Source organism: Mammaliicoccus sp. C-M13 (genome assembly GCF_022386845.1).
GTDB lineage: Bacteria > Bacillota > Bacilli > Staphylococcales > Staphylococcaceae > Mammaliicoccus > Mammaliicoccus lentus.
In genome coordinates this window covers 1-13,813 of sequence record NZ_JAJNHQ010000023.1, presented here as the reverse complement: position 1 = coordinate 13,813, position 13,813 = coordinate 1, and the positions used below count along the sequence as shown (strand labels likewise).

The 13,813-nt window shown below is 31.8% G+C and carries 10 protein-coding genes; 5 read left to right on the top strand and 5 right to left on the bottom strand.

Going from position 1 to position 13,813, the window contains the following annotated elements; genetic code table 11:
* On the top strand, window positions 1-3,040 hold a 3,040-nt coding region (locus tag LQ615_RS13050; RefSeq protein WP_239704181.1), incomplete at its 5' end, for an N-acetylmuramoyl-L-alanine amidase.
* Between the two features lie 290 nt (window positions 3,041-3,330).
* Window positions 3,331-4,332, top strand: coding sequence for an acyltransferase family protein (locus tag LQ615_RS13045; protein ID WP_064205415.1), 1,002 nt, complete (start codon window positions 3,331-3,333; stop codon window positions 4,330-4,332).
* Between the two features lie 64 nt (window positions 4,333-4,396).
* Here LQ615_RS13045 and LQ615_RS13040 read toward each other — a convergent pair whose 3' ends face one another.
* Window positions 4,397-4,933 (bottom strand): hypothetical protein, encoded by a 537-nt coding sequence (locus tag LQ615_RS13040; protein WP_016999618.1) that lies wholly within the window; start codon window positions 4,931-4,933, stop codon window positions 4,397-4,399.
* 127 nt (window positions 4,934-5,060) lie between these two features.
* Here LQ615_RS13040 and LQ615_RS13035 point away from each other — a divergent pair, with 127 nt between their 5' ends.
* Both LQ615_RS13035 and LQ615_RS13030 read left to right on the top strand, forming a co-directional pair.
* Entirely contained in the window at window positions 5,061-6,218 is a 1,158-nt protein-coding gene (locus LQ615_RS13035) for an aminotransferase class I/II-fold pyridoxal phosphate-dependent enzyme (RefSeq protein WP_064204884.1), read from the top strand.
* 15 nt (window positions 6,219-6,233) lie between these two features.
* A complete protein-coding gene (locus LQ615_RS13030) occupies window positions 6,234-7,838 on the top strand; it encodes a M20/M25/M40 family metallo-hydrolase (protein WP_103268903.1) in 1,605 nt (534 codons plus the stop codon).
* Window positions 7,839-7,929: 91 nt separating this feature from the next.
* Here LQ615_RS13030 and menB read toward each other — a convergent pair whose 3' ends face one another.
* Genes menB through LQ615_RS13010 form a run of 4 tightly spaced genes read right to left on the bottom strand, consistent with a single transcriptional unit; the run spans window position 7,930 to window position 12,563 of the window.
* On the bottom strand, window positions 7,930-8,751 hold the full coding sequence (gene menB, locus LQ615_RS13025) for a 1,4-dihydroxy-2-naphthoyl-CoA synthase (protein WP_239704182.1): 822 nt from the start codon (window positions 8,749-8,751) through the stop codon (window positions 7,930-7,932).
* Window positions 8,724-9,548, bottom strand: coding sequence for a 2-succinyl-6-hydroxy-2,4-cyclohexadiene-1-carboxylate synthase (gene menH / locus LQ615_RS13020; protein ID WP_239704180.1), 825 nt, complete (start codon window positions 9,546-9,548; stop codon window positions 8,724-8,726). The genes menB and menH overlap by 28 nt, the downstream gene beginning before the upstream one ends.
* Window positions 9,529-11,208 (bottom strand): 2-succinyl-5-enolpyruvyl-6-hydroxy-3-cyclohexene-1-carboxylic-acid synthase, encoded by a 1,680-nt coding sequence (menD, locus tag LQ615_RS13015; protein ID WP_103268902.1) that lies wholly within the window; start codon window positions 11,206-11,208, stop codon window positions 9,529-9,531. Before menD ends, menH begins: the two co-directional genes overlap by 20 nt.
* A 2-nt stretch (window positions 11,209-11,210) precedes the next feature.
* Window positions 11,211-12,563, bottom strand: a complete 1,353-nt coding sequence (locus LQ615_RS13010) for an isochorismate synthase (protein ID WP_239704179.1) — start codon at window positions 12,561-12,563, stop codon at window positions 11,211-11,213.
* 187 nt (window positions 12,564-12,750) lie between these two features.
* On the opposite strand from LQ615_RS13010, the gene LQ615_RS13005 reads away from it, so the two are divergent.
* Window positions 12,751-13,689, top strand: coding sequence for a 1,4-dihydroxy-2-naphthoate polyprenyltransferase (locus tag LQ615_RS13005; protein WP_064204879.1), 939 nt, complete (start codon window positions 12,751-12,753; stop codon window positions 13,687-13,689).
* Window positions 13,690-13,813 lie beyond the last annotated feature (124 nt).

Sequence of the window (13,813 nt, the reverse complement as noted above, 5' to 3'; positions counted from 1 at the left end):
CTCTGATGTTAATGCTAATGATCAAGAGCAAGTGAAAGATGACAATGCTTCTGATGACGCTACATCTGATAATGTTTCTGCTGAAGATAATGCATCTGACGTAGAACAAGACAATAACGAGAATATTAAAGAGCAATCTAAAGAAGATAATACTTCTAATGATGCTGAATCTGATGAAAATAACCAAACTAATCAAGCCAACGAGACTAATATTAGTGAACCTAAAGTTGCTTCTAAAAATGCGGAAATCCAGTCACGTTCTGCTGCTCCACAAAGTAACAGCACTAAATTTAGAACGGCTGTAAATGCACCAAGTACTCCTAAAGTAAGAGCAGCTAATGTTCAATATGAAGCTGCAGTTAATTCATCAATTAACAATCAAATAAGAAATAATAACTATACTGTTCCTAAATATGTAGAAGATTTCTCTAGCCACATTCCAAAAATCCCTTATAGAAATGGGGTTGGGAAACCTGAAGGAATTGTTGCTCACGAAACTGCAAACCCTAACTCTACAATTCATAATGAGATTGCTTATATGAAAAATAATTATGAGAGTGCGTTCGTACACGCTTATGTAGATGATAACAATATTATCGAAGTAGCTCCTACTGACTATTTAGCATGGGGTGCTGGTGCACAAGCAAACCCAAGATTTATTCATGTAGAACTAGTTCGTGTATATGGCAGCGATAGATTTGCTCGCTCTATTAACAATTATGCAGATTATATTGCAACGAACTTAGCTTATTATGGATTATCATTAGATAGTGCTGAGAGAGATGGCGTTGGTACTCTTTGGTCACACGACGCTGTATCTAAATTCTTAGGTGGAACAGACCACAGTGATCCGTACGGTTGGTTTGCTGAGAATAATTATACATTTGATGAACTTGTTGACTTAGTTACGGAAAAATATCAATACAAAACTGGTTTATTAACAGCACCTACTAAGCCTGAAACAACTAAACCAGTAACTAAACCTACTACTAAGCCTAGCCAAAATACTACTAAGCCTAGTAACCCGACAGTATCTAAACCAAGTACTAAACCAACAGTATCTAAACCAAGTACTAAACCAACAGTATCTAAACCAAGTACTAAACCAACAGTATCTAAGCCTAATACTAAACCTAGTAAGCCAGTAGTATCTAAGCCAAGTACTAAACCTGAAGCCAAACCTAGCAAGCCAGTAGTTTCAAAACCTGCTAACACAATCGTTGTAGACTATGTTGGTAAAGTGAACACTAATGCTTCTGGCGTATATACTTCTGTATATGATAATCAGCAAAAATCTGCTGCTAATAAAGCAGGTAAAACATTCAAAATTGGTAAACAATCTACTTATAACAACCAAGTATTTTATTTATTACAAGACAATAATTCAACACCATTAGGTTGGGTTAAAGCAAGTGATGTACAATTACAAAGTTCTGTTAAACCTAAACCAACTCAAAAACCAAATAATACAGTTGTAAAACCTAAACCAGTTGAAAGTACTAGTAAAGAACAAACTAGTAACGTTAAACCTGTAAGTAAATCAGATGTTTCTAGTGTTGTTAATCCTAAACCAGTAGCTCAAAATAATAATACAGCTGTGAAGCCTAAACCGACTGTAAGTACAAATAAAGTTCAAACTAACAACGCGAAACCAGTCACTCAACCAGCCGCTTCTACTGCTGTTAAATCTAAACCAGCAGCTCAAACTAACAATAAAGTTGCGAAGCCTAGTCAGGTTGCTCAAGCTAATAAAAATTATACAGCCAATACAGAACGCGTAAATTATGTAGGAACAGTAAACAAAAATATTTCTGGTGTATATACTTCTGTTTATAATGACAAAACTGTTCCAGCTGTTAATAAAGCAGGAAAAACATTTAAAATTGGTAAACAATCAGTAATAAACAATCAAACATTTTATTTATTACAAGATAACAATGCTATACCATTAGGTTGGGTTAAATCTCAAGATGTACAGTTACAAAATGCAACAAAACCAAAAACAGTCACTCAACCAACTGTTACACCTAAAAAGACAGAAGCAATTAAAGCTAGCACTGTAAATAATACACCAATCGCTTATCAAGAAAATTATACAAATTACTTAATCACTGATAATACTGGTTATTTCTATAGTGAGCCATATGCTTCTAAAAATACCTTATTAGGTTCATTACAAAATTATCACTACGCTTATTTCAAAGTCATTACATCTCAACAAATTGGCAATGAACTTTGGTACAAAGGCATATTAAATGGACAAACAGTATGGATTAATGCTAAATACTTACAAATTGCAGAAACTTCAACAAAATCTTCAACAAGCCCTTATACACTTGATGAAGCTGTAGATATTCAAATGGCTTTAAAAAATGGCACAGAGCCTAAAAAAGTGTTACCAAGTGGCGTTAGAAAAGCGACTAGAGCAGAAGTTAAAGATGCAATGGACACAAGTAAATATATTGACGATCCAGTACAAAAATATCAATTTTTAGATTTAAATCAATCTCAAAATATTCCTGTATCTAAATTAAATGAATTACTCCGTGATAAAGGTATATTAGAAAATCAAGGAGAAGCATTTAGTGAAGCAGCAAAATCTGTTGGTGTAAACGAGATATACTTAATTTCTCACGCTCTTCTTGAAACGGGTAATGGCACAAGTGATTTAGCAAAAGGCGGTAGTATTAATTCTGATGGTAAAGTTGATTTAAAATCAGATACTAAATATTATAATATGTTTGGTGTAGGTGCTATTGATGACAATGCTTTATACGGTGGTATTAAATACGCTCAACAAGCAGGATGGGATACACCATCCAAAGCTATTTTTGGTGGAGCTCAATTTATCTCTAGTAACTACATTAATGCAGGACAAAATACATTATATAAAATGCGTTTTAATCCTCAAAACCCAGGTGAACATCAATATGCGACTGGCGTAGATTTTTCTACTTCTAATGCTAAGCGTATTAGTGATTTTTACCAACAAATTCAAACTGATGGCGAATATTACGACTTTGACCGATATAAATCTTAATCAATAGAAGTAGCATGAGGAGTGGGACAGAAATCTCATTTTCTTAAAAAGATTTCGTGTCCCGCCTCGGTAAGGATGACTAGGGTTGAAAAACTTTATATAAGCGTGTTTTCAATCCAGTCAGCTACTGCCAATACAACATAAAGTCCGGGACAATTATTGATGTTCCGGACTCATTTATTTGGATGATTTTATATTTTAAAATAGATTATATTTGTACATTGAACTTATTTAATTTATAATCTACATTTCATAGAAAGCGTAAACACTTGATTTAAGGGAGTATTTTCATGACAAATCATAAAGAAAGAGATCATTATTTTGATAACGCCAGGTTTTTCTTAATTGTACTAGTGGTGTTTGGACATTTATTAAGGTCTTATATTAACGATAACCATTTAATTAAAGCACTGTATATGTTTATATATAGTTTCCATATGCCGGCATTTGTACTTATCTCGGGTTTCTTTGCAAAAAGTGTTGGTAAGCCAGGATACATAAAGAAAATTACTATTAAATTACTTTTACCTTATTTAATTTTCCAAGTTTTTTATGGATTGTATTATTACTTTATAGACAGAGACGATACATTAAATGTTAGCCCCTTCGATCCTCAATGGGCAATGTGGTTCTTAGTCAGTCTATTTTCATGGCATATCATTTTACATTTTGTAAGAAACTTCAACCCATATGCTACTTTTATTATTGCTATTTTAATAGGTTTATTAGTAGGATACTTCGATTTTATTAATGCAAAATTAAGCCTTTCAAGAACTTTCGTGTTCTTCCCCATTTTCTTATTAGGTTATTATATTAATAAAGAGCAATCTATAATTCTAAGAAATAAAAAGTATCTTTGGATTTCTTGTCTAAGTTTAATCGTTATCTTTATTGCATATTTAATGACTGATTATAATTTTGAATGGCTATTTGGTAGTAAACCATATTCAGAAATTGATCGTGACGTCACTGTTTACAGTGCCTTAAAACGACTATTTATTTATATTGTTATTTTCGTTTCAACATTAAGTTTTATGAATCTAATACCTGAACGAAAACTATCTTTAACATACATCGGTTCTAGAACTATGTTTATATATTTATTACATGGATTATTCGTTGGACTGTTCAGATCTCAAGCATGGGATAAGTTTTTAATAGAACAACCATATGCTTGGATTGGAATCATCGCTATAACTATTGTAATTGTTTACTTCTTTAGTACTGATCTTGTTAAACATTATGCAAATCCAGTTGTAAACATGAAAAAACCACCTAAAAAGAAAGAATAGAATATAAATTAAAAATAAAAAGGATGTTTTCGCTAGAAACTAGCGAAAACATCCTTTTTGTATACTATCTTATTAAAGTTTCATAAGATATTGTACCTATATATTTTTCTTCTCTATTTAACAAATAAGCTGGTATATGAACATGCTTGTGAGTGATTGGTGCTAATTGATGATTATTACGTCGTATATTCTCTAAGACCTCGTATCCTGCACTTAACAAGTACGTTAAGTAATCAATCCACTCTTGTGTATATGGTGTTTCTGATTGTATAAACAAGATTGGATTTTCTTTTTTCTCAGATGGTCTCATAAAATCTGATACAAATTGTTTTTCATCTAATGACATTTCAGCTTTAGCTTTAAATTTAATATGAAACTGAGCACGTTTAATTAATTGATTGTCTTGTCCAAAATAAAACCTATGAAAGTGTGGTAATTGTACTTCTGCCCTACTAATATGTATCGAATCTTCTTCAAAAGTTATCATCCATTGTTCTTCATTATTTTGCACTAATACAAATGTCGGATGAGGTAACCATTCAAAAATATCTAAAGATAATAATAATTTTAAACGCTGATTCATTTTACTTAAATCTACCATTGTAAACATCCCCATTTTTTGTAATGTTTTTCTTATTGTAATACGTTTTCGAAATTTTTGCTATATTCATTTATTTGTAGCTATATTACCGTTATAATTAAATTATCGTTTTGAAGAGGTGAAAAAAATGCAATTACCGTTAAACCGTTTTGCATCAAAACTTCAAGTATCCGGAATAAGAGCTATTTCTAACCGTATACCTGAAATTGATGATGTTATAAATCTGACAGTCGGGCAACCCGACTTTCATGTACCAAATCGTGTTAAAGAAGCTATGAAAGATGCTATTGATCATAATTTTACTTCTTATTCTCATAATGCAGGCTTATTGAAACTTCGAGAAGTTGTAAAATCATATTATGAAAACCGTTTTAATGCTTATTTTAATACGAATGAAATATTAGTAACAAATGGTGCAAGTGAAGCGCTAGACACTGCATTAAGGGGCATTATAGAACAAGGTGATGAAGTACTCATCCCTGCTCCAGTTTATGCCGGTTACGTGCCTTTAGTTGAATTGCTTGGTGCAAAGCCTGTTTATATAGATACTACCCAAACAAATTTAAAAATAACACCTGAACTAGTAAAATCTCATATTACTGATAAAACTAAAGCAATATTACTTAACTATCCTAATAATCCTACGGGCATTACTTTACATAAAAATGAAGTTGAAGCATTAGTAGATGTATTTAAAGAACATCCAATTTATGTGGTTAGTGATGAAATTTATGCTGAAAATACATTTAATGATCAACATACATCTTTCGCATCATATGAAGAAATTAAAAATCAATGTATTTTATTAGGCGGTTTAAGTAAATCTCATTCGATGACTGGATTACGTATTGGCTTTTTATTAGGTCCAGAATATGTAATGAAACAATTAACTTTTGTACATGCTTATAATTGTATTTGTGCAAATGTTCCGAGTCAGTATGCTGCTATAGAAGCACTTACACACAGTATTGATTCTCCTAAAGAAATGAATAAAGCTTACATTGAACGTCGTGATTATGTCTATAATCGTTTAATTGAAATAGGTTTTGTCTTATCAGAAAAACCTGAAGGAGCTTTTTATATCTTCCCTCAAATTTCACATTTTGGTATAGATGATTATGACTTTTGTATAAAAGCTTTAGAGGAGTATCATGTTGCTGTTGTTCCAGGTTCAGCTTTTACACATATAGGAAAAGGTTATATTAGAATTTCATACGCTTATGACCTTAAATCATTAGAAGAAGGACTTAATAGATTGGAAAAAATGATACAAGATTTATCTTAAAGGGGTTGGATTTTTATGAATTTATTATGGCAAACAAGTAAGGAACGAGAAAAATTACTAAAAAAATTAGTGAGCCATGCTTCTATTACACATTCTGAAGGTGAAAAAACATTTCCTTATTTTTTAAAGAATGAATATTTAAAACTAGATTATTTTAAATCAAGAGAAGACCAAATTATACTGCAACCGACTGGGGATGGTCGAAATGCAGTATTAGTTTATTATAAAGCACCAAACTCAAAGAAGACCTTAATATGTATTAGTCACTACGATACAGTTGGTATTGATGACTTTAGCGAATATAAAATGCATGCATTTGAAATGGATAAACTTACAGAAATTTTTAAAGAAAATGATAAATATTTATCTGAGGATGCTAAAGAAGATATCAAGACTGGCGATTATTTATTTGGTCGTGGCTCTATGGATATGAAACCTGGTCTTATGATACATATGTCAACTTTAGAAAAAGCTATATATGAATCTTGGGATATCAACATAATTGTAGTATCAGTACCTGATGAAGAAGTTGGTTCTCTCGGGATGTTAAAAGCTGTAGAAAAATTAAATCAATTAAGAAAAGAAGATCAACTAGAATTTGAATTACATTTAAATAGTGAACCGACTTTCTCTCAAGCTGAAAAAGATTCCAACCACTATATTTATTCTGGTACGATTGGAAAAATAATGCCATCTGTTCTCTGTTACGGTAAAGAGACTCATGTAGGTCAACCAACACAAGGTTTAAGCTCTAATTATATTCAAAGTTTTATAAATAATGAAATGGAATATAACCCTACTTTTAAAGAAGAATATAAAGAAGAAACGACACCATTACCAGTCTCACTAATGAGTCGTGATATTAAAGAACACTATGATGTACAAACACCATTTAGAACAGTTGCTTTATATAATATATTCTTATTTAATAAAAATGCTGAAGATGTATTCAAGACTTTTAATAGCATCGTTGAAAAAGCAGTAAAAGAGTGCGAAGAAACCTATCAAAATATTATAAAAAACGAAGGTCAATCTAGAAAAATTAATATTAATATAATGACTTTTAAGGAGTTAAAATTAACAGCTATTGAAGAATTTGGAGAGGCACACGTTAATTTAATTATTGAGCAAATTATTAATCAAATAAGTGATGAACGGGCACAAGCAATCGAAATTGCGGACCAACTAATGCATATGTTAAAAAACCTTGGGCCAACTGTAATAACATTTTTCGCACCGCCCTATTATCCAGCGGCACATTCATCAGAAGATTCTTTCATAGATGAAATTGTTGAAACGGTTAGCCAAAAGTCTCTAGAACAATTCGATAGAACATCTAAAAGACAGTATTTCTTTAATGGCATAAGTGATTTAAGTTACGCAAAATATAGACAAGATGATGATGGATTTGAAAGCTATATTGAACAAACACCAAATTTCAATCAATCGTATTTCATTCCATTTCATGACATTAAAGAGATAAGTGCTCCTGTATTAAATATTGGGCCAATCGGTAAAGATGCCCACCAAGTAACGGAAAGAATCCATACTAAAAGTGCATTTGAAGAAATACCATATTTAATAGAGCATGTAATTAAGAAACATTTATTAAAATATTAATAATTATGAATAAACTATACTAAATCAAAATAAATAAGCATATCACTTAACTGATTATTTCAGTATGAAAGTGATATGCTTATTTTATATATTATGGGAATTTAGGAAATTGGTCGAAGTCTGGTTTACGTTTTTCTTTAAAGGCATCGCGGCCTTCTTTTGCTTCATCAGATGTATAATATAATAATGTTGCATCGCCAGCGAATTGTTGTAATCCTGCTAAGCCATCTGTATCAGCATTCATAGCTGCTTTTAAGAAACGTAAAGCCGTTGGTGAATGTTCCATCATTTCTTGACACCATTGTACTGTTTCGTCTTCTATTTGCTCTAAAGGTACTACTGTATTTACAAGTCCCATATCAACCGCTTCTTGTGCATCATATTGACGGCATAAGAACCAAATTTCACGAGCTTTTTTATGACCAACGATTCTAGCTAAATAACCTGAACCATATCCAGCATCAAATGAACCTACTTTTGGTCCTGTTTGACCGAATCTTGCATTTTCTGCCGCAATTGTAAGGTCACAAACGATGTGTAATACATGTCCACCACCGATTGCATATCCTCTAACCATCGCTACTACTGGTTTAGGAATAACACGGATTAAACGTTGTAAATCTAATACGTTTAAACGAGGGATTTGGTCGTCTCCGACATATCCGCCGTGACCACGCACAGATTGGTCTCCACCTGAACAAAATGCTAAGTCACCTTCACCTGTTAAGATAATTGAACCTATTCTTTCATCATCTCTTGCTCTTGAGAATGCATCAATCATTTCGTTTACTGTTAATGGCGTAAAAGCGTTTCGAACTTCTGGACGGTTAATTGTAATTTTTGCAATACCTTCAAAATATTCGTACTTAATTTCTTTATATTCTTTTATCGTTCCCCATTGTCTTGACATAATGTGCCTCCTAAAATAAATTCTACTATTATTGTATCAAATTTTGTTGGTTGTTCCACATGAATTGTGTGCCCAGCTTCTTTTACTATGTGTAATTCACTATTTTTAAAGCAATTATTCATTTTCGAACCAATATTTATAAATTTTTCATCTTCTGAACCAACAATTATACATACTGGAGTTTGTAACTGATCTAACATTGCCCAATATGATGTTTGTGATCCAGTACCATAATCAATTAAAGATTTGCTAAGCCCTTTTGGATTTTGAGATAATCTCATCTTACGGATTCTTTTACGTTCCTCAGAAGCCAGATGATTTTGAGTATTGAAAAGTGGTAATTGCTCCCACTCATTTACAAATTCAGTCACGCCTATTTCACTAATTAATTGCGCTCTGTTTTTATCAACTTCAATACGTTTCTGTTTCTCGTCATTATCTTGTATACCAGGACTAGCACTTTCCAATATAAGTCCTTTTAATACTTGTGGATGTTGAATAGCAAAGCTAAGCGCTACACGACCTCCCATAGAATAACCGTGTAAGAACACTTGATTTAAATTATAATATTCTATAACTTCTAACAATTGTTGAGCTATAAAAGGCATACTCCACTCATCATCTATTCTAGATTTATCTTGTCCATGACCAGGTAAATCAATTTCAATAATATTGATATCATTATTTACGATTTTATCTTCTACTAAATGAAAAGTCGTATGGTCACTAATAAAACCATGTAACATAATAAGTGTTGGCTGATCTGTATTCAGTTCACCTTTAACGTAATGAGTTAACATATTGAATACCTTTCATTTTGCCAAATAATTCTCGATGTGTTTCCGTATTTTCTTGTCGATTTGTCATAATTTCATATAAATATGAACCGAATTGAGGTAATGTTTGTCGTTTGTAATCTGAAACATTTTCAAATTTTTCATAACCTAATTCAAATAAATGCGCAACATGCTGAAAGTCAAGATTCAACGGTGTACCGAATAATTTTTCAAAATGTTCTGGTGCTTCTTCTTTTTGTGGCAAGTAATTAAATATCCCACCACCATTGTTATTGAGACAAATAATCGTAATATCTAAATCATAAGCTTTGCTCATAATTAATCCATTCATATCATGGAAAAATGAGATGTCTCCTATAACCAGTGTCACTTTTCTATAAACAGACATACCTAACGCTGTTGATACAACACCATCTATACCATTAGCGCCTCTATTTGCTGCAATTTCAGCTTTTGAATCAATATTGAATGTATCTACATCTCTAATTGGCATACTGTTGCCGACAAACACAGTATCTTTAGAAGTCATTTTTTTCAATAAGCTTCCTACTGCTGCACCTTCGTCAGCTTCTTCTTCAATATGCGTCTCAATTAACGCGCGTGCTTCTTTCTCCATAGCTTGCCACTTTTTCAACCAATTTTTATTTTGTGTTGGTGTCACATCTTGAGCTTGTCTAAAGAAATCGTTTGGGCTCAATTCAACTGAAATTGTTGGAACTTTTGGAAAAGCATCTGGTGTATCGTTATTTTGTACGAGTATCTGAGGGCATTTAACTTCTTTCAACCAATTATTAAGTTGTTTAGAAACTACTGGTTGTCCCACTCTAATAATAAATTGTGGTTCGATACTTAAACCACCTTTAAACAATGCATCGTATGTTGCGATAACGTTTGGATGATTCAAACCTCTTAAATTACTTAAAGGATCAGCTAAAACCGGTATGTTATGAATAGCAGAATAAGTCAATATTTGAGATAAATCTTGACCTTGAGTATCTCCTACTACAACTACACCTCTAGGTTTTTCAATATAATTTTGAACATTTGTAAAATCAATAGACTTCTGATACTTCGTTTCTATTTTTCTTTTTGAAGATAGATATCTTCTCAATTTAACATCCGGTAATAATGGTTCTCTAAACGGAAAATTAAAATGCACTGGCCCTCTTTGTGGACCTACAAAATGTTTTTCAGCTTTAATCATATTAATATTTATTGTATTAATAGTACCTTCAGATTCATCTGCTAAAGGCATATCTATTTGAAATTTTGTGAAGTTTTGGAACATATTTACTTGATTAATAGCTTGTGGTGCACCAATGTTTCTTAGTTCATGAGGTCTATCACTTGTTACAACGATTAGTGGTAATTTACTTATATACGCTTCAGAAACTGCTGGTGTATAGTTCGAAGCCGCTGTTCCTGAAGTACAGATTATCGCAACAGGGTTCTGATTTGCTTTAATAATACCTAAAGCGAAAAATGCAGCACTTCTTTCATCAGGGTGAATCCACGTTTTAATATGTGGATGTCTTTCACAAGCTATCGCTAAAGGTGTTGATCTAGATCCGGGACTGATTACGACATCATCAACCCCATGTTCATATAATTTCGAAACAAACGTAAATACTTGTTTAGTTAAGCTTTCAGTATGTGTACTCAAATCTACATCACTCCTAGTGCTTTTAACATCGGTTTAAATTTTAAATCTGTTTCTTCAAATTCTGATTCTGCATTTGAATCCTTAACAATTCCACAGCCAGAATACAATGTTGCTGAATTTTCATTTACTAACATTGAGCGAATAGATACAATAAATTCACCATTATCTTCTAAATCAATATAGCCTAAAGGTGCACCATATAGACCTCGTGTTCCAAATTCTTCATTCTCAATAAATCTCATTGCTTCTGCTTTCGGGAAACCTCCTAAAGCTGGAGTTGGATGTAATTGATTAACGATTTCTAATACATTTTCTGATAATAAATCAGCTTGTATTTTCGTATATAAATGATATAAATGTTTATTAGTTAGTATTGTAGGCTTTTTATCGTATTCTAAGTGCTTTGTAAATGATTGAATATCGTGAATAATACTATCTACGACATATCTATGTTCAAATTGGTTTTTAGAATCATTTAATAATTCGTCTTTCACAGATTCGTTTATTGTTTCATCATCTGTTCTACTTATAGTACCCGCAATTGCGTTTGTATATAATATACCATTACTGATTTGGCATAATTGTTCTGGTGTTTGTGAAATAAATTGAGATTTACCAGACTCAAATAATAATAAATAACTTGATTCATTTATATTCAATGAGCGCTGTAAAGCATCTTCAATATTTACTTCATTTTCAAAAACAATTTGTCTTCTTCTAGATAATACTACTTTCTGTAATGCCACTGAATCTTTCATAAATTGAACTACTTTATCTACTAAAGCTTTCCACTCTTCACTTTGAATATCTTTATTAGAAATCATAGTTGGCGTTTCAATAATATCTGTTCGCTTTGGTTCATCTAATTTTGATAAAATATCGTTAATCTCTTCGATGTTAAACTTTTGGCTTTGTTCTGTATAAGTTAAATAACAACGTTCATCTTCAATTGTTATTAAATATTTTGGTAAGACAAAATGACTCATACCGTAGTCTTTCCATTCATTCGTCAAAGCATGTTCAGAAAATTGGAATCCTCCGAAAAATTTCAAATGATGCTTTTTATCATGATAAACTTTTGCTTCTAATTGTTCTTTAATACTTTGCCAATACTCATAAATTTTATCGTGTTCTAGGTGTGAATATCTAGCTTCTAATACATAGCCAATACCACACATTTCTAATCTATGATCTTTCGATTTATAATAAAATCTTTGTCCCAAATAATGATTTGCTTTCCTCAATAAATTAATTAAATCCGGTTGATATTGAAGCTCAATTTCAACTGAAATATAATTTTTATTCCCTTTGATTTCAGAAATCATATTTTGCTTCAAATCCGTCCTCAAGGCCATCACTCTTCCACTTCTTTCCGAAATATATCTATTTATTTATTTTATCATTTTTTCTATCAACATGCGTAATTATTGTACTTTTTAAAATGAATATATGTGAAAATATTACACAATTACAGTGATTGACCTATTGTTTGTGAAAGCATATACTAATAATGTCAAAAATATTAATATAAGAGGTAAATAAATGTCACAAAATTTATCACAGCATTCAGGTATTAAAAAATATTATCATTTGATGAGACCACATACTTTAACTGCTTCATTTGTGCCAGTGCTATTAGGTACAGCCGCTTCTAAAATATTCTTAACAGGCTCAGAATCTTCTATAAAAATTTCAGTTGTTCTAGCAATGTTATTAGCAAGCATATTAATACAAGCAGCTACAAATATGTTCAATGAATATTTTGATCACAAACGTGGTTTAGATGACCACACATCTGTTGGTATCGGTGGAGCTATTGTAAGAAATGGTATGTCGCCAAATTCAGTATACACTCTCGCAATTATATTTTATATAATCGCTTTATTACTTGGCGTGTATATTTGTATGCAAAGTACTTGGTTGTTAATCCCAATAGGACTTATTTGTATGGCGATTGGTTACTTCTACACTGGTGGACCATTCCCAATTTCTTGGACACCATTTGGAGAGATATTTGCAGGTTTCTTTATGGGATTCGTCATTATAATGATTTCATTTTATATTCAAACAGGAACAATAAATTACTATCCAGCGTTGTTAAGTATTCCAGTATCTATAACAATTGGACTTATCAACTTAGCTAATAATATTAGAGACCGTGAAAAAGATAAACAAAGCGGACGTAAAACATACGCAATTTTAGTAGGTAAAAAATTATCTATCCTAACAATGGCGATACTTTATATCTTTGCTTATGGCTTTGTTATATACTTAGCACTATTCAAACCTTATGGCTCTATCATTTGGTTAATCGCACTTATTTCAGCACCATTTCCTATAAAAGCAATTCGTCGTTTTAATAAAAATAATACACCACAATCCATGATGCCTGCTATGGCAGCTACAGGAAAAGCCAATACAATTTTCGGCTTGTTACTAGCACTTGGAGTTTATATCAGTGGTCTATTAGGTGGACTTTGATAGAAAAAGACCGAGACATATAAATGTCTCGGTCTCAGACTGTGGACAAACTGAACTTAAATTTATAAGTTCAGTTTGTTTTTTTGTATAGATTAATAATTTCCACTAAAATCATGATTAAACT

Coding starts and splice junctions, on each gene's coding strand:
- LQ615_RS13045 (WP_064205415.1), top strand. CDS start 3,331: ATGACAAATCATAAAGAAAGAGATCATTATTTTGATAACGCCAGGTTT.
- menH (WP_239704180.1), bottom strand. CDS start 9,548: ATGTTAACTCATTACGTTAAAGGTGAACTGAATACAGATCAGCCAACA.
- LQ615_RS13005 (WP_064204879.1), top strand. CDS start 12,751: ATGTCACAAAATTTATCACAGCATTCAGGTATTAAAAAATATTATCAT.
- LQ615_RS13035 (WP_064204884.1), top strand. CDS start 5,061: ATGCAATTACCGTTAAACCGTTTTGCATCAAAACTTCAAGTATCCGGA.
- LQ615_RS13010 (WP_239704179.1), bottom strand. CDS start 12,563: ATGGCCTTGAGGACGGATTTGAAGCAAAATATGATTTCTGAAATCAAA.
- LQ615_RS13040 (WP_016999618.1), bottom strand. CDS start 4,933: ATGGTAGATTTAAGTAAAATGAATCAGCGTTTAAAATTATTATTATCT.
- LQ615_RS13030 (WP_103268903.1), top strand. CDS start 6,234: ATGAATTTATTATGGCAAACAAGTAAGGAACGAGAAAAATTACTAAAA.